The following is a 23,171-nucleotide window of genomic DNA, read 5'->3' on the forward strand; positions in this document are numbered from 1 at the left end:
ATGCCCGACGCACTGCCGCTCTCGCCGACCCAGCAGGACATCTGGCTGTCGTACCAGATCGACAGCGACGCCCCCGTCTACCGGGCGGCGGAGTGCCTGGAGATCGAGGGCCCGCTCGACCGTGGGCTGTTCGAGCGGGCGCTGCACCGCACGGTCGCCGACGTCGACGCGCTGCGGGCCAGGTTCATCGAGACGCCGCAGGGCCCGCGCCAGCTGATCGGCGCCGTCCCGCAGGTCCGGCCGGTCTGGTCGGACCTGCGCGACCGCCCAGATCCCCGGGCTGCCGCCGATGCGTGGATCAACGCGGACCTCGCCCGGACCGTCGACCTGGCCGACGACCCGCTGTTCACCTTCGCGGTCTTCCGGATCGCCGACCAGCGTTACCTCTGGTACCAGGGCTACCACCACATCGTCATCGACGGCGTCAGTTTCGCTCTGCTCAACGAGCGGTTCACCGAGGTGTACAACGCCCTGGCCGACGGACTGCCGGTGCCGCAGTCCGGCATCGGATCGGTCCGCGCCCTCGTCGAGGACCACCACCGGTACACGCAGTCGGCGCGGTTCGCCGAGGACCGGCACTACTGGGGTGAGCGGTTCGCCGACCTGCCGGAGCCCGGCCGGCTGGCGGGGGAGCCGCCGACGGGCTGGGCCACACCCTTGCGACGCCGGGTGTCACTGCCCGAGCGCGCCCTGAGCGCGCTGCGTCTGGCGGGCCAACGGCACGGGGTGCGCACCTCCCGGCTGCTGTTCACGGCTGCCGCCGTGCTGGTGCACCGTCACTCCGCCTGCCCCGACGTCGTGTTGAGCCTGCCGGTGACCGCCCGGGTCACCGAGACCGCCAAGCGCGCGGCCGGCCCGATGGTGAACGTGCTTCCGCTGCGCCTGTCGGTGCATCCGCGCACCACCGTGCGCGAGCTGACCGACCAGGTCGCCGCCGAGGTCAAGGCCGCGCTGGCGCACCAGCGGTATCCCGGCGAGCTGCTGCGCCAGGAACTCATGGCGCGCGGGCTGCGCCGCTCCGTGCTCGGCCCGGCCGTCAACGTCATCCCGTTCCACTACGGCGGACGACTGGGCGCGGCGCGGGTGGTGAGCTCCCGCAATGTGTCGGTACGGCGCATCCACGACATGAACGTGAGCGCCTATCGGCGCCCCGGCGGCGGATTCGACATCGACCTGGAGGCGGATCCGCGGCTGTACACCGAGGACGAGGCGGCCGGGCACCACGAGGCGTTCACCGAACTGCTCGTAGAGGTCGCCGACGGACTCGACCGGCCGGGCCGGACAGTCGCCGCGCTGGCCGCCGTGAGCCCCAGGCGCCGGCGCACGGTGCTCGGCTGGGGAAGCACTCCGGCCGCGCCGACGACGCCGAGCACCTTCCCCGAACTCTTCCGGGAGGTCGCATCGCGCCGCGGGACGGCGCCCGCGCTCCTGGTCGGCGACCGGCGTGTGGGGTACGCGGAGCTGCACGGCCGGGCCAACGCGCTCGCCCGGCTGCTCATGGCCCGCGGCGTAGGACCGGAGTCGGTCGTGGCCGTTGCGCTGCCCCGATCCGTCGATCTCGTGGTGGCGGTGCTGGCGGTGCTACAGGCCGGCGGAGCCTACCTGCCGCTCGATCCGGCTCATCCGCCGGAGCGGATCGCCTACCAGCTGGCGGACTCGGCGCCGCACTGCGTGCTCACCGTCGGCTCGCTGACGGGCGCGATCGACACGGCGGGCGCCCCGGTGATCCTGCTGGACGCGCCCGTGACCGTCGACGAGCTGGCCGGCACCGACCGCGGCGACGTCACGGACGCCGAGCGCGCCGGGCGACTGAAGACGACGAACGCGGCCTACATCATCTACACCTCCGGATCCACCGGGCGCCCCAAGGGCGTGGTGGTGAGCCACCGCGGCGTGGCGGCGCTGGCCCGGGCCCAGCAGCGCCGTCTGGACCTCGACGACCGGACACGGGTGCTCCAGTTCGCGTCGGCCACCTTCGACGCCGCGTTCTGGGAACTGGTCATGGCTCTGCTGTCCGGCGGCAGCCTGGTGCTTGCATCCATACCCGAGGAGCTGATGCCGCCCGCCCTCGGCGACTTCGTCGCACGGCAGGGCGTCACCCATCTCACCGTGCCGCCCGCGGTCCTCGCGGCGGTGCCCGAGGACACGATCCCGCAGCGGACCACGCTCGTCGTGGCCGGCGAGTCCTGCCCGCCGCAACTGGCGGCCGCATGGGCGCCCAGCCGCACCATGGTCAACGCCTACGGGCCCACCGAGACCACGGTGTGCTGCACCGCCAGCGATCCGCTGACCGGCCCGTTCGGCGACCAGGTGGTCATCGGCACACCCTTCGCGGACTCCGGCATCATGGTGCTCGACCCGGCCCTGCAACCGGTCCAGCCCGGCGTCACCGGCGAGTTGTACGTGACCGGTCCGGGGCTGGCCCGGGGCTATCTCGGCCGTCCCGGCATGACCGCCGCACGCTTTGTCGCCGACCCGTTCTCAAACGACGGCGGGCTCATGTACCGCACCGGCGACCTGGCACGCTGGCGGGACGACGGCCGGCTGGAGTTCCTCGGCCGCGGCGACCAGCAGGTGAAGATTCGCGGCTTGCGGGTCGAACTGGGCGAGATCGAGTCCGTGCTGCTGGCGTCGGACGGCGTGCGGCAGGCCGTCGTCGTGCTGCGCTGCGACGACGGCGACCGGCAGCCGGCGCAGATCGTGGCGTACGTGGTGCCCGCGGCCGGACACACGGTCGACGTCGACGCGCTCCGCGAGCGGCTGGCCGCCGTGCTGCCGGAGCACATGCGGCCCCGCGCGATCGTCGTACTGCCGAACCTGCCGGTCACCTCGCACGGCAAGGTGGACCGCGACGCGCTGCCCGCACCGCACCGCGCGGTGGGCCGCGGCCGGGCGCCGCGCGACCGGGCCGAGAAGCAGGTGTGCGCTCTGTTCGCCGAGGTGCTCGGCGTACCCGCGGTCGGCATGGACGACGACTTCTTCGCGCTCGGCGGGCATTCGCTGTCCGCGACGACACTGGCGGCCCGCGTCCGCGAGGAGAGCGGCATCGCCGTCGGCGTCCGCGCCGTCTTCGACGCGCCCACCCCCGCCGGGCTCACCGCGCTGCTCGCCACCACCGCCGAACCCGCCGCACCACTGCGCATCACCGCGACCACCGAGGACGCTCCGCTGTCGTACGCGCAACGGCGGCTGTGGTTCCTCGACCGGCTGACCGGCGCCGACGCCAGCTACCACATCCCGCTCGTTGTCCGGCTGTCCGGACGGCTGGACCAGGACGCCCTCGGGCAGGCGATCGCCGACGTGGTGGCCCGGCACGCCCCCCTGCGCACGACCGTGGAGGACCGCAACGGCGAGCCATGGCCGGTGCCCGCCGGATCGCCCCCCGAGATGGAGGCGGTGGCCCTCGCCCAGGGGGAACTGGACGCGCGGCTGCGCGCCGAGATCCATCGCGGCTTCGACCTGGCCGCCGAACCGCCGCTGCGGGTCCGGCTCTATGCCCTGGCCGCCGACGAGCACGTACTCCTGTTGCTCCTGCACCACATCGCCGCGGACATGCTCTCGCTGCGTCCGCTCTCCCGCGATCTCGCCACGGCGTACCGGGCGCGGACGACGGGCCGGCGCCCCGACTGGCCCGTCCTGGAGGTCGGCTACCCGGACTACGCGCTCTGGCAGCGGCGGACACTCGGCGAACTCGGCGATCAGGACGGGGCGCTGCACGGTCAGCTCGCGTACTGGCGGGACCGCCTCGCCGGGGCGCCCGAGGAGATCCCGCTCCCCACCGACCGGCCGCGCTCTCCCGCGGCCGGTTCGGCGGGCGGCGCGGTGCCGATCGAACTGTCGGCGCAGACGCACGCCTCGATCGAGCGAGTCGCCCGCGAGCACGGCGCGAGCACGTTCATGGTGCTGCACGCGGCACTGGCCGTGCTGCTGCACCGACTCGGCGCCGGCCGCGACATTCTGCTGGGCACCCCGGTCGCGGGCCGCGGGGCACCCGCGCTGGAGGACGTGGTCGGCTTCTTCGTCAACACCCTTGTGCTGCGCACAACGGTGACGGGTACGGACGGCTTCGCCGACGTCCTGGCGCGGGTACGCGCGGGGGACCTTGAAGCCTTCGGCAACCAGGACATCCCGTTCGACCTGTTGGTGGAGGAGCTGAATCCGCAGCGGTCGACGGCTCGGCACCCGCTGTTCCAGGTGATGATCGCGCACAGCGCCGAGCCGGAGCCGACGCTCGACCTGCCCGGTCTGCGCACCGGTCTCGACACCGTCCGCCCGGACACCGCCAAATTCGACCTCACCTTCAACTTCCGGGAGCGGCGTACCGACGGCGCCGGTCCGGCCGGCGTCGGCGGCGTCGTGGAGTTCCGCAGCGATCTCTTCGACCGGCAGACCGTCGAGGCGCTCGTCCGCAGGCTCGGCACCGTCCTGGAACAGGCGCTCGCCGACGTGGAACGCGCGGTCGGCCGGATCGACGTACGACTGCCGGAGGAACTGCCCGCCCCGGTCGGCCCGTCGGCCCAGGTCGCCCCCGACCGGGCACGCTGTCTGCACGAGGTGTTCCAGGAACACGCAGCGCGGACCCCCGACCGCCCCGCCGTGGTCTTCGGCGACATGACACTGAGCTACGGCGAACTCGACGCCCGGGCTGACCGGTTGGCACGCCGGCTGGCTGGTTTCGGCGCGCGGCCCGAGACCTCGGTGGCGCTCGTGCTGCCCCGTTCCCCCGAGCTGATCGTCGCGATCCTCGCCGTGCTCAAGACCGGCGCGGCGTACGTCCCGATCGATCCGGCCTATCCGCAGGGCCGGATCGACTCGATCATCGCCGGCGTCCGCCCCGTCCATGTCCTGCACAACCTCCCCTCAGCCGACGACCCCGCGGACAGCGCGCCATCAGATCCGCCGCTGGGCGCGGTGCGGGTCGATCCGGCGGGCGCCGCCTATGTCATCCACACCTCGGGGTCGACCGGCCGGCCCAAGGGGGTGGTGGTGCCGCACACGAACGTCCTGAGATTGTTCCAGGCCACCGAGAAGTGGTTCGACTTCGGACCGCAGGACACCTGGCTGCTGTTCCACTCGGCGTCCTTCGACTTCTCGGTCTGGGAGATCTGGGGCGCGCTGCTGCACGGCGGCAGACTCGTCGTGCTCACCCATGAGCAGAGCCGGTCGCCGCGGGACGTGCTGCTCACCGCCGCGCGGACCGGCGCGACCGTGCTCTGCCAGACCCCTTCCGCGTTCGCCCAGCTGAGCGCCGCCGCAGCCGCACTGGGCGACACGCTGCCCCCGACCGCCCTGCGGTGGGTCATCTTCGGAGGCGAGCGACTGGACTTCGCGCTGCTGCGGCCGTGGTACGAGCGCCACGGCGAGCGAGGTCCGGTCCTGGTCAACATGTACGGGATCACCGAGACGACCGTGCACACCACCTTCCAGCGGCTCGACGCCGAGCTGGTGCGCCACGCACGGGCGAGCGGCATCGGCGTGCCGCTGCCGGACCTCACCGTCCAGCTGCTCGACGACATGCTGTGCCCGGTGCCGCCCGGCGTCGTCGGCGAGATGTACGTCAGTGGTCCCGGACTCGCGCGGGGCTATCTGGGGGCCCCCGGCCTGACGGCCGAGCGGTTCGTGGCGGACCCGTCCGGCAGCGGCCGGCGCATGTACCGGACCGGTGACCTGGCCAAGCGGCGGGTCGGCGGCGGTCTGGAGTTCGTCGGCCGCGCGGACGACCAGGTCAAGATCCGGGGCTTTCGGATCGAGCTGGGCGAGATCGAGTCGGTGGTCGGCCGGTGCCCGGGCGTCGGCCGTGCCGTGGCCACGGCGGCGGACGGGCGGCTCGCGGTCTACGTGAGACCCCTCCCGGGGGCCGAGCCGGATGCCCGGCAGGTTCGCGAGTTCGCCGCGGAACTGCTGCCGGACTACATGGTTCCGTCGGATGTGCTGGTGGTCGACGAGTTCGCGCTGACGACCAGCGGCAAGGTGGACCGCCGCGCCCTGCCCGCGATCGTCCGGGAAGGCGGCGGACAGGCGCCGAGAGGCGCCGTGCAGGAAGTGCTGTGCGGCCTGTTCGGCGAAGTCCTGGGCGTCGTCGGGGTCGGTGCGGACCAGGGCTTCTTCGAGCTGGGCGGCCATTCGCTGCTCGTGACACGGCTGGTGAACCGGGTCCGTCAGGTCCTCGGACGCGAACTGTCCGTGCGCTCGGTGTTCGAGCATCCCACGGTGGCGGGACTGGCCCGGGTACTGGCGGACACCGGCCCGGCCCGGCCGGCGCTGGCACCCGCCACCCGCCCGCAACGGGTACCGCTCTCGCCGGGCCAGCAGCGGCTGTGGTTCCTCCAGAGCGTCGAACCCGGTTCGGCCGCCTACCACCTGCCGGTGGTTCTCGACGTCCACGGGCCGGTCGACGCCGACGCCCTGGGCGCCGCCCTGAACGACGTGGTCCGGCGGCACGAGGTGCTTCGCACGTACTACCCCACCGATGAACAAGGCCCCTACCAGCAGGTTCTGCCCGACATCACGATCCGGGTGGAGACTGGCGGACCGGAAACCGCCCCCGGCCGGCCGGTGACCGACCCGGTCGGGGAGTACGTCACACGTCCCTTCGACCTGTCGGCCGAACCGCCCCTGCGGGCAGCCTTGTGGCCGGCGCCGGACAGCGACGCCCGCACCCTCGTACTGGTGCTGCACCACATCGCTGTCGACGGCTGGTCCCTCGGCGTGCTGCTGCGCGACCTGGACGCCGCCTACCGGGCCCGGCTCGGCGGGCGGGCTCCGCACTGGCGGCCGCTGCCCGCGCAGTACGCCGATGTCGCGCTGTGGCAGCGCGCGTTACTGGGCGACGTCGAGGACCAAGGCAGCCTGTCCGCCCGGCAGCTGGAGTTCTGGAAGGAGACGCTGGCCGGTGTCCCGCAGGAGGTGACGCTGCCGGTGGACCGGCCGCGCACCGCCGCGCCGAGCCGCTGCGGCGACGTCGTCCCCTTCACACTGGCCGGCCAGGTGTGGCAAGGGCTGCTCGATCTGGCACGCCACCACGGGGTGAGCGTGTTCATGGTCCTGCACGCCGCGGTGACCGCGCTGCTCTCCCGGCTCGGTGCCGGGGACGACATACCGGTGGGCACCGCGGTCGCCGGCCGTGACGAGCAGGCGCTCGACGATCTGGTCGGCTTCTTCGTCAACACGCTGGTCCTGCGGGTCTCGACAGCGGATGATCCCGCCTTCGCCGACCTGCTGGAACGCACCCGGGCCGTCGACCTCGCGGCCTACGCCCACCAGGACGTGCCGTTCGAGCACGTGGTGGAGGCACTCAACCCGCAGCGCTCGCCGGCCCGGCACCCGCTGTTCCAGGTGATGCTGACCTTGCAGCACACCCAGGACGCGCCGCCCGACCTGGGCGGCCACCACGTCAGCCGACGCTTCGCCGGTCTGGGGCAGGCCAAGTTCGACCTGTCCTTCCTCCTCACCCAGCACGCCGACGGGCTGACCGGCGCAGTGGAGTACGCCTCGGATCTGTTCGAACGCGCCACGGTGGAGCGCGTGGTGACGATGCTGCGACGGCTGCTCGACGTGGTCGTCGCCGATCCCGCGGTCCGGCTCGCCGACATCGACCTGCTCGGCGCCGCCGATCGTGAACTGCTCCTGCACCACTGGAACGACACCCGCCACGAAGTCCCGTACCCGACCGTGATCGACGGCTTTTGCCGACAGGCGGCACAGACGCCCGACGCCGTCGCCGTGAGCGCGGACGGCACCCGGCTCAGCTACCGCGAACTCGACGCACGCTCCGACCGCATCGCGGGTGCCCTGCTCGCCCGGGGCGCCGGTCCCGAACAGCTGGTGGCGATCCTCCTGCCGCGTGGCGTGGACCAGGTCGCGGCCGTGCTGGCGGTCTTGAAGTCAGGCGCCGCCTACCTGCCACTCGATCCCGGCCACCCCGCCGATCGGCTCGCCCGAGTCATCGAGGACGCGGCGCCTGTCCTGGCGGTGACCCATTCCGGGCTCGCCCATCGCACACAGCTGCCCACCGTCCTCCTCGACGAGGACATCCGCGCGGAGTCCACCACCCCGGGCAAACTCCCGCCCGTCCACCGCGCACACCCCGCCTACGTGATCTACACGTCCGGTTCCACCGGCCGGCCCAAGGGCGTCGTCGTCGAGCACCGCGCCCTGGCCGACTACGTCGCCTGGGCGGCGCGCACGTACCCGGGAGCGCGCACCGGTGCCCTGCTGCACTCGCCCGTCACCTTCGACATGCCCGTCACGGCGCTCTTCGCGCCGCTCGTGTCCGGCGGCCGGATCGAGATCGGCGAACTGACGGCCGGCCGGGCCACCGAAGGCGGATACGGCCTGGTGAAGGTGACCCCCAGCCACTTGGCCGCGCTCGGCGACCAGCTGCCGGTGTTCCCTCCCGGCTGCGATGTGGTGGTCGGCGGCGAACAGCTGCCCGCCGAGCTGACCGGCGCCTGGCTGGAGAGGATCCCGGGGACGACGGTCCACAACGAGTACGGCCCCACCGAGGCCACCGTCGGATGCGTGCTGTTCTCCGCGACGTCCGCGACACCACTGCCGGACGGCGACACCCCGATCGGGCGGCCCGCGTGGAACACCGCCGTCTACGTCCTGGACGCCCGGCTCAACCCGGTGCCCGTGGGCGTGAAGGGCGAACTGTACGTGTCAGGCACCGGGCTGGCCCGCGGATACCTCAAGGCACCGGGCGCGACCGCGGAGCGTTTCGTGGCCGATCCCTGGTCTGCGGGCGCACGGATGTACCGCACCGGCGACATCGCCCGGTGGACGGCCGAGGGGCTGCTGCGGCTGCACGGCCGGGTGGACGACCAGGTGAAGATCCGCGGCTTCCGGGTGGAGCCGGGCGAGGTCGAGTCGGTGATCGGCCGGCATCCGGCGGTGACACACGCGGTGGTGGTGGCCCAGGAGCACGAACTCGTGGCCTTCCTCACCACGTCGTCCCCGGTGACCGCGGCCGAACTGCGGGCCTGGGCCGAGCGGGAACTGCCGGGCTACATGGTGCCCTCGCACTTCGTGACGCTGGACGAACTGCCGATGACCGCCAGCGGAAAGGCGGACCGCCGCGCCCTGCCACGACTCACGGCGCGCGGCGGCGCCGGCGCCCCGCGCGGCGCGGTCGAAGAGATCCTCTGCGGCCTGTTCGGCACGGTGCTGGGCGCCGAGGACGTCGGCCCCGACGACAGCTTCTTCGACCTCGGCGGCCACTCACTGTCGGTGATGCGGCTCGTCAACGCGATCCGGTCGGCCCTCGGCCGCGAGGTGCCCGTCCGGTCGGTCTTCGAAAACCCGACGGCCCGCCGGCTGGCGCGGCTGCTGGACGACGCCGACGGCGCCCGCCCGGCGCTGCGCCCGAGCGCGCACACGGGCCGCATCCCGCTGTCACCGGCGCAGCGCCGACTGTGGTTCCTCAGCCGGATGAACCCCCACGACCGCACCTACAACGTCCCGCTCCTGCTCGCCCTGGAGGGAGACGTCCAGGTCCCGGCGCTGAGGGCGGCACTGGCCGACCTGGTCGAACGCCATGAGCCGCTGCGCACGGTCCTGCCCGACGACGGCGAACCGTGGCTGCACGTGCTGCCACCCTCTCCGCAGCTGCCGCCGACGGTGATCGACGAGACCGGGACAGGCGCCGACGAACTGGCCACGGCGATCGAACAGGCCCAGCGGCACGTCTTCGACCTCACGGCGGAACCCCCGCTGCGGGTGTGGCTGCTGCGAGGCGCGCCCCAGAGCTGGCACCTGCTGCTGGTGCTGCACCACGTCGCCGTGGATGGCCTGTCGTTCGGCCCGCTGCTGCGCGACCTGGACCTCGCCTACCGGGCACGGTGCCGGGGACAGGCCCCGCACTGGCGGCCGCTTGCGGTGCGGTACGCCGACTACGCGCTGTGGCAGCGCGAACTCCTCGACGCCGGCGCCTCCGACCGGGGCATCGAGTTCTGGACGTCCGCGCTGGCCGGCCTGCCCGACGAGGTGGCGCTCCCGGTGGACCGGCCGCGTCCGGCGGTACCGAGCCCGGTCGCCGGGGTGGTGCCGTTCGAACTGGACGCCGAGGTGTGGAACGGGGTCACGACACTGGCCCGCCGCTACGAGGTCAGCGCCTTCATGGTCGTGCAGGCGGCGGTGACGGCCCTGCTGACCCGGCTGGGCGCCGGGGACGACGTGCCGATCGGTACGCCCGTCGCCGGCCGGCAGGACGAGGCACTTGAGGACCTGGTCGGCTTCTTCGTCAACACCGTGGTGCTGCGGGTGTCCACGGCGGGCGCCCCGTCGTTCGCCGAACTGCTGCGGCGGACCCGGACGGCCGACCTCGCCGCGTTCAGCCACCAGGACGTGCCGTTCGAGCACGTCGTCGAAGCGCTCAACCCGGCACGGTCGCTGGCCCGCCACCCGCTGTTCCAGGTGATGGTGACGGTGGAGCACACGCCGGACAGCCGGCCGGAGCTCGGCGGCCTCGCCGTGACCCGGACGCTTCCCGACGCCACGGCCACCAAGGTGGACCTCGCCTTCGGATTCGTGGCCGAAACGCACGCCGGAAGCTGCCGAGGCGCCCTCCAGTACGCGACCGACCTCTTCGACCGCGGCACGGCCGAGCGGCTCGTCGCCATGATGCGGCGGCTGCTGCGCGCCGTGGTCGCCGAGCCCGAAACCTCCGTGGCCGACGTCGAACTGCTCGGCCCGCACGAGCGGGAACTGGTCCTTCACCGCTGGAACGACACCCGGCACGACCTCCCGGCCGAAGCCGTCACCGACGCCTTCGCGGCACGGCTCGCCGCCGGCCCCGAAGCGCCGGCCGTGATCGACGGCGACACCACGCTGACCTACCGCGAACTGGACGAGCGCGCCGAGCGGCTCGCGGACCGCCTCGCCGAGCTGGGCGTGACCACCGAATCCCGCGTGCTGCTGCTGATGGGCCCCTGCCTGGACCTGCCCGTTGCGGCACTGGCCGTGCTGAAAGCGGGCGGCGCCTACGTTCCGCTCGACCCCGCGTACGCGCCCGCCCGGATGCGCGTCGTGGCCGGGCGGACCGAAGCACTCCTGGTGCTGACCCCCTCCCGGCTGCGTGACCACGCGGCCCTGGACGTCCTGGGGCTGCCGGTGGCGTTCGCCGACGACCCTCAGCCGGCCGCCGCCCCGCGACGGCGCCGCCCGCGCCACCCCGCGCAACTCGCCTACGTCATGCACACCTCCGGCTCCACGGGCACCCCGAAGGGCGTGGCGATCAGTGACGCGTCGGTGGTCGGGCTCGCCCGCGACCGGTGGTGGTCCACCGGGACGACAGCACGGACGCTGCTGCACACCTCCATCGCGTTCGACCCCTCCACGTTCGAGCTGTGGGCACCGCTGCTCACCGGGGGAACCACCGTGGTCGCCCCGTGGACACGTCATCCCGAGCCGCACCTGCTGGCCGAGGCGGTCGCCCGGCACGCCGTCACCGGAGTGGCGCTGTCCGCCGCCGTCTACCAGGCCCTGGCCGCCGCCCCGGACTGCTTCCGGGGGCTGAAGGAAGTGTGGACCGGCGGCGAGAGCATGTCGCCCGAGCTGACCGCCCGGGTGCTGGCCGCCGCGCCCGGTACCGCCGTGACCAACAGCTACGGTCCGACGGAGACGACGTTCGCCGTGACGCAGCACGCCGTGGCAGGCACCGGGCCGGATGGCCGCGTCCCCATCGGCCGGCCACTCGACAACACCCGGTGCTATGTGCTCGACGAACGGCTGCGGCCGGTCCCCGTGGGCGTGGCCGGCGAGTTGTACGTCGCCGGAACCGGGCTCGCCCGCGGATACCTGGCCGGCCCCGGTCTGTCGGCGGCACAGTTCGTGGCGTCCCCCTTCGGCCCGGCCGGCGAGCGGATGTACCGCACGGGCGACCTGGCCAGACACCGCCCGGACGGCGCCCTGGAGTTCCTCGGCCGCGCCGACCAGCAGCTGAAGGTCCGCGGCCACCGGGTCGAGGCCGGCGAGATCGAGGCCGCGCTGGCGCGCTGCCCCGGTGTCGCGCGCGCCGCGGTGGCACAGCACGAGACCAGGCCCGGAAAATCCGTCCTCGTCGCCTACCTGGTCCCCGAACCCCAGGGGCCGGCCCTGGCCCTGGACGCGGTCCGGTCGCAACTGGCCGAGCTGCTGCCGCCCTACATGGTGCCCGCGACGTTCGTGGAGCTGGCGGACCTCCCCCTGACCCGCAACGGCAAGGTCGACCACGGCGCGCTTCGCGCACCCGCCCCGGCCGCCGGCACCGGCGGCTCGCGTCCGCCGCGCGACGAGCGTGAGGAACTGCTGTGCCGGGTGGTCGCCCAGCTGCTCGGCCTGGAAGAAGTCGGCACCGACGACAACTTCTTCGACCTCGGCGGGGACAGCATCCTGTTCATCCAATTGGTCAGCCAGGTGCGGGCCGCCGGACTGCTGCTCAGCGTGCGGGACGTCTTCACCCATCAGACGGTGGCCGAACTGGCCCTGGCCGCCAGACAGGTCCCGCAGGACGGCACACGTGCGGCCGAGCCCGCAGTCGGCACCCTCCCGGCCACCCCGATCATGCACTGGCTGCGTGAACTCGGCGGCCCCGTCGCGGCGTTCAACCAGTCGGTGACCCTGCGGGTGCCCGCCGGACTCGACCGCGCGATGCTGGCCGACGCCCTCCAGGCCCTGCTCGACACGCACGACATGCTGCGGGCCCGGCTCCGGCCGGACTGGTCCCTCGAAGTGCCCGAGCCCGGCACCTGCCCGGCCGCAAGGCTGGTCCACCGGGTGGACGTGGCAGGGCTGGACGGGACCGCGGCAGCCGCCGCCGCTGCCGAAGCCGGCGCCGAAACCGCGCGCCGACTCGACCCGTGGGCGGGGGTGATGCTCCAGGCGGTCTGGCTCGACGCGGGCCCGCACCGCCCCGGCCGGCTGCTGCTGGTGATCCACCACCTCGTCGTGGACGGAGTGTCCTGGCGCATCCTGCTGCCCGACCTGGCCTCGGCCTACCGGGCCCTGGAAGCCGGCAACACGCCACGGCTCGCACCGGTACCGGCGTCGTTCCGCGGCTGGGCCCGAGACCTGGCGGACGCCGCGGCCGACCCCGCACTCCACCGGCAGACGCCGTGGTGGCGCCGCACCGAGAACACCACGGCCCCCGGCGACGCCGGGCGGTCCTCGCGCCCGCCCACCTTCGCCGACCTCGCACAGCTGCGCCGCACCGTGCCCGAGCAGGTGACGCAGCAGATCCTGGGAGAGGTCTGCACGGAGCTGGGGCTGCGGGCGGACGACGTCCTGCTGACCGCGCTGGCGCTCGCGGCCGGCCGCTGGCGCAGCGGCCGGCACGGCCCCGGCGGCGGCCTGCTGGTGGACATCGAGAGCCACGGCCGCGACCTGGTGGGCGAGCGGGACGACACCGACCTGTCCCGCACGGTCGGCTGGTTCACCCGCATGCACCCCGTACGGCTGGAACCCGGCAACGTGCCCGCGCAGGACTTCCGGGACGGCGGCGCGAGCGTGGCCCGCGCCGCGCGCCGGGTGAAACAACAGCTTCGCGAGTGCCCGGACGGCGGAGCAGGGTACGGCCTGCTGCGCTACTGCGCGCCGCCGGGCGGCGACGCCGAACCGGCCAGGTGGCCCACGGCCGAGATCGGCTTCAACTACCTGGGCCGGTTCGCAGTCTCCGGTGAGGCGGACTGGCAGCCGGTTCCCGACCCGGTGGCCGTGCCCGCCGCCGATCCGCGCATGCCGCTGCCGCACCCCCTGGAACTGACCGTCGTCTGCCGCGACCGCGGCAGCGCGGCGGAGCTCACGGTCACGTGGGGGTGGGCCCGCGGGCGGTTCACCGAGGCCGAGGTGACGGCCTTGGCCGAGCTGTGGGAGCAGGCGCTGACCGCGCTGTGCGCCAGTGCCCGCATCGGCCAGAACACCGCCCGCACCCCGTCCGACCTTCCCCTGGTCTCGCTCAGCCAGGACGAACTGGACCTGCTCGAAGAGGATTGGAGTATCTGATGGCTCGTTCCGGGCTGGCCGACGTCCTGCCGCTGTCACCACTGCAAGAGGGGCTGCTGTTCCACTCACTGCTGGCCGGCGGGCAGGCCGACCCCTACGTCGTGCAGCTGGTCCTCGGACTCGACGGGGCCCTGCGCCCCGACCGGCTGCGCCGCGCCGCCGAGCAGGTGCTGACCCGCCACCCGAATCTGCGGGCCGGCTTCGTCAGCCGACGCGAGGGCACACCCGTCCAGATCGTGCCGCGCCGCGTCACCGTCGACTGGCGCGAGCACGACCTGTCGGGGCTGGTGCAGCCCGACCGGGACGCCGCACTGGACCGGCTGCTGCGGGAGGACCGCGACGCCGGCTTCGACCTGACCGAACCACCGCTGATCCGCTTCATCCTGGTGCGTCTCGCACCGGACACCCACCGTTTCGTGGTGACCAACCATCACATCCTCCTCGACGGCTGGTCCGGTCCGCTGCTGCTGCGTGACCTGTTCGCCCTCTACGCCGCCGACGCTCACGCCCCGCAGCTGCCGCCGGCCCCGCCCTACCGGGACTACCTCGCATGGCTGTCCCGGCGGGACCGCGAGGAGACCCGGCGCGTGTGGCGCGAGGCCCTCACCGGCCTGACGCAGGGGACGCTGCTCCCCACGACGGTCCCGGGCCCGCAGACCGCCGCGCAGCCGCCCCGTCACGAGCACGTCGAGGTGACGCTGCCAGAGCCCTTGACCGCGGCCTTGCAGGACACCGCGAAGTCGCTGCGCATCACGGTCAATTCAGCGGTGCAGACCTGCTGGGCCCTGCTGCTGTCCCGGCTGACCGGGCAGCACGACGTGGTGTTCGGCGCGGTGACCTCCGGCCGGCCCCCGGTGCTGCCCGGGATCGAGTCGATGGTGGGCCTGCTGATCAACACCGTGCCGGTGCGCGTCCGGCTCGACCCGGCCCAATCGCTCGGCGACCTCGCCGCCCGGGTCCAGCGGGAACAGTCCGCGCTCGCCGATCACCAGTACCTGGGCCTGGCCGAGTTGCAGTCCCTCGCGGGCGTGAGCGAACTGTTCGACACCGCTGTGGTGTTCGAGAACTACCCGGTGGACCGGGGCGGCATCCAGGCGGCCCTGGACGGGCTGCGGATCTCGGTGGAGCACGCCGAGGACACCATGCACTACCCGCTGGGTCTGGTCGCGGCGTTGCGCGGCGACCGGCTGCAACTGCGCATGCAGTACCGCCCCGACACCGTCGGCGCCCAGGAGGCGCGGCGCATCGTTGACCGGCTGGCCGCCGCACTGACCGAACTGGCCCACCGGCCCGACCGCCGCGTCGCCGCCACCGACGTGCTCTCCGTGGCCGAACGGGCCGACGCGCTGGCCCGCGGCAAAGGCGCCGACGTGCCGCTGCCCCCCACCGACCTGGCACGCATGGTCCAGGAGCAGGCCGCCCAGAGCCCCGACGCCGTGGCGGTCGTCTTCGAGGACGCCACGCTGACCTACGCCCAGCTCGACGACTGGACGAACCGGCTCGCCGCACACCTCGTCACGAAGGGAGCCGGGCCGGAGCGCACCGTGGCGGTGGCGCTGCCCCGCTCGCTCGAACTCGTGGTGGCCCTGTGCGCGGTGCACCGCACCGGGGCCGCCTATCTGCCGGTCGATCCCGGCTATCCGCCGGACCGGACCGCGGCGATGCTGGCCGACGCCCGGCCGGTGGCCCTGCTGGACGACCCCGCCTCGGTCCACGTCCCGCAGACCGGCACCGACACCGACACGCTCAAGCCGTGCGAGGGCTCACCGCTTCGTCCGGCGTACGTCATCCACACCTCGGGGTCCACCGGCCGCCCCAAGGGCGTGGTGGTCAGCCACGCCGCGATCGCCAACCGGCTGCGGTGCATGCAGGACGACCTCCGGCTGGGCCCCGGCGACCGGGTGCTGCAAAAGACGCCGTCGAGCTTCGACGTGTCGGTGTGGGAGTTCTTCCTGCCGCTCGTCGCGGGAGCCACGGTGGTGCTCGCGCGGCCGGACGGCCACCGGGATCCGCGCTACCTCGCGGAGCTGATCCAGCGCCAGGACATCACCACGGCCCACTTCGTCCCCTCGATGCTCCAGACGTTCCTGGAGGAGCCGCAGGCGCACGCGTGCACCTCACTGCGGCGCGTGGTGTGCAGCGGCGAGGCGCTCCCCGCCGAGCTGGCGCAGGAGTTCCGGCGGACCCTCGACGCCGACCTGCTCAACTACTACGGCCCGACCGAGGCCGCCGTGGACGTGACGGGCTGGCAGGTACGGGACGAGGCCGTACCGATCGGCCGGCCCGGCTGGAACACCCAGGCCTACGTCCTCGACGCCTGGCTGCGTCCGGTGCCCCCCGGCGTGCCGGGCGAGTTGTACCTGGGCGGCGCACAGCTCGCGCGGGGCTATCTGGACCGGGCCGCACTGACCGCGCAGCGATTCGTCGCCGACCCGTGGACCCCGGGGGAGCGGCTCTACCGCACCGGCGACCTCGCCCGGCAGGACGCCGACGGCGTACTGGAATTCCTCGGCCGCACCGACGACCAGGTCAAGATCCGGGGCTTTCGGATCGAACTCGGCGAAGTCGAGACGGTGCTGTCGCGGCATCCCGGCGTCCGCCGGGCCGTGGTGGCGGCACGCGGCCAGGAACTGGCCGCCTACCTGCTCGCCGAGGCTCCGGTCGACGCGGCCGAGATCCGTGCCTTCGCCGCCACTGTGCTGCCGGACCACATGCTGCCGTCCACCGTCACGACGCTGGCCGAGCTGCCCCTCAAGCCGAACGGCAAGGTCGACTGCGCTGCGCTGCCCGCACCGCACCGCAGCGCGGGCGGCCGGCGGGCCCGTGACCCGCGCGAGGCCATCCTGTGCGGACTCTTCGCCGAGGTGCTGGGGCTCCCCGAGGTCGGTGTGGACGACGACTTCTTCGCCCTCGGCGGGCACTCGCTGCTCGCCACCCGCCTCGCCAACCGCATCCGCTCCACCCTCGGTGTCGAGGTCGCCCTGCGGCAGCTGTTCGAGACATCGACCGTGGCCGGTCTGACAGCCGCGCTGAACGACACCGCAGCAGCCAGGCCGCGGATTCGGCCACTGCCCAGGCCCGAGCGCATACCGCTCTCCTTCGCCCAGCGCCGGCTGTGGTTCCTCAACCGGCTCGAAGGCCGCAGCCCGACCTACAACATCCCCGTCGTGCTGCGGCTGACCGGACAGCTGGACCCCGCCGCGCTGCACACCGCCCTCGCCGACGTGGTACGGCGCCACGAGAGCCTGCGCACCGTCTTCCCGGCCACCGACGGCGTGCCGCACCAGCTCGTGCTCGACCCCGAGGCCTGCGCACCCCGCCTGGACACCGCCGAGGTGGACCCCGCGGAACTGGACGACGCGGTCCGCGCGGCCGTGGCGCACGGCTTCGACCTTCAGACCGAACCCCCGCTGCGCACCTGGCTGTTCACCCCGGCAACCGGCACCGCGCAGGACGAGGAGCACGTGCTGGTCCTGCTGCTGCACCACATAGCCGGTGACGGCTGGTCGCTCAAGCCCCTGCTCGACGATCTCGGCGCGGCCTACGACGCGCGGCGCCATGGCACGGAGCCCGGCTGGGCACCGCTGCCCGTGCAGTACGCCGACTACACCCTCTGGCAGTCCCGGTTGCTCGGCGACCAGCAGGACGGCACCAGCCTCATCGCACAGCAGACGCGGTACTGGACCGCCGCGCTCGACGGCGTCGCGGCAGAGCTGGAACTGCCGACCGACCGGCCCCGCCCCCCGACGGCCAGCTACCGCGGCGACACCATCGACTTCACGCTCGACGCGGACCTGCACGCCGGTCTCACCGCCCTGGCACGGACCGACGGGGCCACCCTGTTCATGGTGCTGCAAGCCGCCTTCGCCGCTCTGCTGACCCGGCTCGGGGCCGGCACCGACATCCCGCTCGGCACGCCTGTCGCAGGCCGCACCGACGACATCCTCGACCCGCTGGTCGGCTTCTTCGTCAACACGCTGGTCCTGCGCACGGACACGGCGGGCAACCCCGGCTTCCGTGAACTGCTGGCCCGGGTCCGCACCGCCGACCTCGACGCCTACGCCCACCAGGACCTGGCGTTCGAGCACCTGGTCGAGACGCTCAACCCCGCACGCTCACTGTCCGGCAACGCGCTGTTCCAGGTGATGTTCGCGCTCCAGAACGTGGCGGCCGTGACGGCCGACCTGGCCGGACTGACCGCCACCCCGTACCCCGTGCACGCCCGCAACGCCAAGTTCGACCTGTTCGTCAGCATGGCCGAGCGGCGCACCGCGACGGGGAGCCCCGACGGGGTGTACGGCACGGTCGAGTACGCCACCGACCTGTTCGACCGGGAGACCGTGCAGCGGCTCGTCGCCTGGTACGAGGCATTCCTGCGCGCCGTGCTGCGCGACCCCGCCACACCCGTCGAGCACGTCGACTTCCTCAGCCCCGACGAGCGGCACGACCTGCTGACGGCCAGGAACGACACCGCCCGGCCCCTGCCCGACCACTACCTGCACGAGCGGTTCCAGCAGCAGGCTGCCGCCGCCGGCGACGCCCTGGCGGTGCGCTGCGGCACCGAGGAAGCGACGTACGCACAGCTCAACGAGCGCAGCAACCGGCTGGCCCGGGAGCTGATCGCCCGGGGCGTCGGCCCGGAACACGTCGTGGCGCTGGCCGTCCCGCGCTCGGTGGACATGGTCGTGGCGATGCTGGCCGTGCAGAAGGCCGGCGCGGTGTACCTCCCCATGGACCCCGCCCATCCGGCGGAGCGGCTGGCATTTCTGCTCTCGGACGCCCACCCCGTCGCGCTCATCACCCGAACCGAGATCACGCCCACCCTGCCCAAGACCGACACCCCGACGATCGTCCTCGGCGATCCCGCGGTGGAGGACGGGCTGTCCGCGCGTGCGAGCACCGATCCCGTCGACGCCGACCGCGTGGCGCCGATCCGGCCCGACAACGCCGCCTACATCATCTACACCTCCGGCTCCACCGGCCGCCCCAAGGGCGTGCTCATCTCGTACCGGAGCATCATCAACAACCTGACCGGATTCGCCGAGCGGTTCCCGGTCGGTCCGTACGACCGCTTCCTGGCGACGGCGACGATCGCGTTCGACATCGTCGCCGTCGACGTCTACCTGCCGCTGCTGCACGGCGCGAGCGTGCTCATCGCCGAGCCGGAGACCATCCGCAACCCCGTCGCGCTGTCGGAACTCGCCGCGGCGAGCGAGGTCACGGTCCTGCAAGCCACCCCCTCGCTGTACCGCACGATGCTGGCCAACGCCCCCGAAGGCCTGCGCGGTCTGCGGCTGCTCGTCGGCGGCGAGGCGCTCACCAGCAGCCTCGCCGAACAGATGCGCGCGGTGGGCAGCCAGGTGGTCAACCTCTACGGGCCCACCGAGACCACCGTGTGGAGCACCCTGGCGGAGGTCGACCCGTCGAGGGCGGCCACCGACGGCCCGCCCCCGGTGGGCAGCCAGACCCAGAACGTCCGGATGTACGTGCTGGACGCCGGCCTGCGCCCGGTGCCGGCCGGCGTCACCGGCGAGCTGTACATCGCCGGCACGGGGCTCGGCCGGGGATACCTCAACCGCAGGCCGCTGACCGCCGAACGGTTCGTCGCCGACCCCTTCGACGAACCGGGCAGCCGGATGTACCGCACCGGCGACCTCGTGCGCTGGCGGCGAGACGGCCAACTCGCCTTCGTCGGCCGGGCCGACGACCAGGTCAAGGTGCGCGGCTTCCGCATCGAACTGGGCGAGATCGAGGCCGCGTTGTCGCGGCAGGAACACATCGCCGAGGCCACGGTCCTGCTCAGCCGCGCGAGCGACGGCGAGGGCCGGCTCGTCGGCTACGTCGTCCCCGGCGCCGAGTGGTCGGCCGGCCGGGACGAGCAGGAGGAGGACGAACAGGTCCGGTTCTGGCGTGAGCTGTACGACTCGCTCTACGCCGAGCAGGTCGCGGACGGCGGCTTCTGGGACGACTTCGCCGTCTGGCAGAGCAGTTACGACGGCCGGCACATCCCGCTGGAGGAGATGGAGCGGTGGCGGTCGGCCGCCGTCGACCAGGTACTGCGCCTTCGCCCCCGCCGGGTGCTGGAGATCGGCGTCGGCAACGGGCTGCTGTTGTCCCGGCTCGCCCCGCACTGCGAGGCGTACTGGGGAACCGACTTCTCCCCGTCGGTCATCGACGCGCTGAAGCAGCAGCTGCGCTCGCGAGGCGAGGACCTGCCGGGAGTGCGGCTGCGCGTACAGGCCGCCGACGACACGGACGGGCTGCCCCGCGACTTCTTCGACACCATCGTCCTCAACTCCGTGGTCCAGTACTTCCCCCACGCCGGCTATCTCGTGGACGTCCTGCGTACCTGCCTGGAGCTGCTGGTGCCCGGCGGCGCGATCGTCCTGGGCGACATCCGCAACCTGCGCCTGCTGCGCTGCCTGCAAAGCGCTGTTGCCGCCCACCGGCTCACGCAGGACTGCGACACCTCCTCGGTCCGCGCGGTGGTGGAGCAGAAGGTCGCCGCCGAGGAGGAACTGCTCCTGGCACCCGACTTCTTCGTCGCCCTGGGCCGCTCGCTGGCGGACATCGGCGAGGTGGACGTCAGGCTCAAGCGGGGCAGGTTCGGCAACGAGCTGTCGCGCTACCGCTACGAAGTCGTGATCACCAAGGCGCCCACCACCGCGCAGCCCGTCGACCGGCTGCCCCGGCTGCCCTGGACGGACCTGGCCCCGGCAGACACGCCCACCGAAGCCGCCATCGACACGCTGGCCGACGCACTGCGCGCCGCGCCGGCAGGCATGCGGGTGACCGAGGTGCCCAACGGCCGGCTGCTGGCCGAGTTCGATGCGATGCGCGAACTCAACCGGGGCGGCGGCGTCGCGCAGATCCTGGCCGAACTGCACACCGAAGCCGCCGGGATCGACCCGGAGGACCTCCACGACCTCGGCGCGCGCTGCGGCTTCCAGGTGGTGACCACCTGGTCCGCGCACGGCCGCGAGGAGTGCTTCGACGCCGTCTTCCTGCCGCGCGACGCCCGTGCCGCCGTGGTGCCGGCGTACGAAGGACCGCGGGCCGGCGCCGACCCGCTGGTCCACGCCAACAGCCCGGCCCGCACCCGCAGGCTGCGCGCGTTCAACGACGCACTGCGCACCCGACTGAGCCGGTGGCTGCCGCACTACATGATCCCCGCCGCCTTCGTGGCACTCGACCAACTGCCGCTCACCGCCAACGGCAAGCTGGACCGGCGGGCGTTGCCCAAGCCCGACTTCGGCGCCCTGTCGGCCGGCCGGCCGCCTCGCACATCGCGCGAGCACGTGCTCTGCGAGCTGTTCGCCGAAGTGCTCGCCGTGCCGAAGGTGACCATCGACGACGACTTCTTCGCCCTCGGAGGCCACTCGCTGCTGGCGACCAGGCTGGTCAGCAGGATCAGGACGGTCACCGGGATCGAGATCCCCATCCGCCGGATCTTCGAGGGCCCCACCGTCGCGGCGCTCAGCGAACGGCTGGACGCCGAGCAGCCGGCCCGGCCTGCGCTGACCCGGCGGCCCCGGCCGCAGCGGGTGCCGCTGTCGTTCGCCCAGCTGCGCCTGTGGTTCCTCAACCGCTTCGAGACGTCCTCGCCCAGCTACAACCTTCCACTGGTGCTGCGGCTGCACGGCAGCCTCGACCGGGCCGCGCTGCAAGCCGCCCTCGGCGACCTGGTGGACCGGCACGAGACGCTCCGCACGGTCTTCCCCGAGCAGGACGGCGAGCCCTTCCAGCACGTTCTGCCGGCCGAGCGGGCACGCCCGGCATGCCCCGTCGTGGACGTCGGCCCCACCGCCCTGCCACAGGCCATGGCCGAGGCGGCGCGCACCCCCTTCGACGTCACCCTGGACCCCCCGTTGCGGGCCACGCTCTTCGCCGTGGCCCCGCGGGAGCATGTGCTGCTGCTGGTGCTGCACCACATCGCCGGCGACGGCTGGTCCATCGGACCGCTCGCCCGCGACCTCACCGCCGCCTACCGGGCCCGCCTGCACACCGAGGAACCGGCCTGGCCGCAACTAGCCGTGAGCTATGCCGACTACGCCCTGTGGCAACGCGAGGTGCTCGGCAGCACCGACGACCCCGACAGCGCCGTCTCCCGGCAGCTCGTGTACTGGCGGCGGGCGCTCGCCGCGGCGCCCCGTGAGATGCCCCTGCCGGTCGACCGGCCGCGGTCCGCGGTTGCCGCACCGGCGGGCGAGCGGCTCGCCTTCCACCTCGACGCCGCACTGCACGCCCAGCTGCTCGACATCGCGCGGGAGCACCGGGCCAGCCTGTTCATGGTGGTGCAGAGCGCCCTGGCCGCCGTCCTCACCCGGCTCGGCGCGGGCACGGACGTCGTGCTCGGCGGCGCGATCGCAGGCCGCACCGAGGCGGCGGTCGAGAACCTCGTGGGCTTCTTCGTCAACACGCTGGTGCTGCGCCTGGACACCTCCGGCGACCCGTCGTTCGGGGAACTGCTCGACCGGGCCCGCACGGCCGACCTGGCGGCCTACGACAACCAGGACCTGCCGTTCGAGTACCTCGTCGAGGCACTCAACCCGCAGCGGTCCCTGGCCCGCCATCCGCTGTTCCAGGTGATGCTGGTGCTCCAGAACGCGCCGCGCACGGACGTCACGCTGCCCGGGGTGCGCATCACCGGCGAGCCACTGGACGTCGGCGCGGTCAACTTCGACCTGGGCTTCAACCTCGCCGAGCGGGAACCGGTCGCAGGCCGCCCCGGCGGCGTGGCCGGCATGGTGGAGTACCGGACGGACCTGTTCGACCGCGACACCGTGGAGCGGATCGTCGACCGGCTGCGGCGGCTGCTGACGGCCGTCGCGGCCGACCCGGCCCTGCCGATCGGCGCCGTGGACCTGACCGGGCAGGACGCACTCGACCACTGGCTGCGGCCGGTGCCGGCGGACCGGGAGATCGACCTGGCCCGGATCGAGGAGGTGCTCGCCCAGTTCGACGGCGTACGGGAGGTCGCCGCCGTACTGCGCGACGCCGCACAGCCCTCGCAGCGTTCGGTCGCCGTCCACGTGGTGGCCTCGCCGGACGCCGACTGCGACGCCGAGCGGCTGCGCGCCTTCGCCCTGCAATGGCTGCCCGAGCACCTGGTGCCGGCCTCGTACACCGTCCTCACCGGCACCGACGCGGTCGCAGGCACCGGTGCGGACCCCACGCCGTGGGCCGGTGACCGG

The 23,171-nt window shown here is 73.2% G+C and carries 2 protein-coding genes (1 of these 2 only partly in view); both read left to right on the forward strand.

Annotated features, from left to right (window positions below; all coding sequences use genetic code 11):
- Positions 1-13,977: a non-ribosomal peptide synthetase gene (locus KUM44_RS03980; protein WP_217206281.1), complete on the forward strand. Its 13,977-nt coding sequence runs from the start codon at positions 1-3 to the stop codon at positions 13,975-13,977.
- Positions 13,977-23,171: the 5' portion of an amino acid adenylation domain-containing protein gene (locus KUM44_RS03985; RefSeq protein WP_217206282.1), read on the forward strand. 8,757 nt of this gene lie beyond the right edge of the window; the window shows 9,195 of its 17,952 coding nt (coding positions 1-9,195); the start codon lies at positions 13,977-13,979; its stop codon lies off the right edge, out of view. Before KUM44_RS03980 ends, KUM44_RS03985 begins: the two co-directional genes overlap by 1 nt.

The organism is Streptomyces sp. AC550_RSS872 (assembly GCF_019049285.1).
Lineage (GTDB): Bacteria > Actinomycetota > Actinomycetes > Streptomycetales > Streptomycetaceae > Streptomyces.

Coding starts and splice junctions, on each gene's coding strand:
- KUM44_RS03980 (WP_217206281.1), top strand. CDS start 1: ATGCCCGACGCACTGCCGCTCTCGCCGACCCAGCAGGACATCTGGCTG.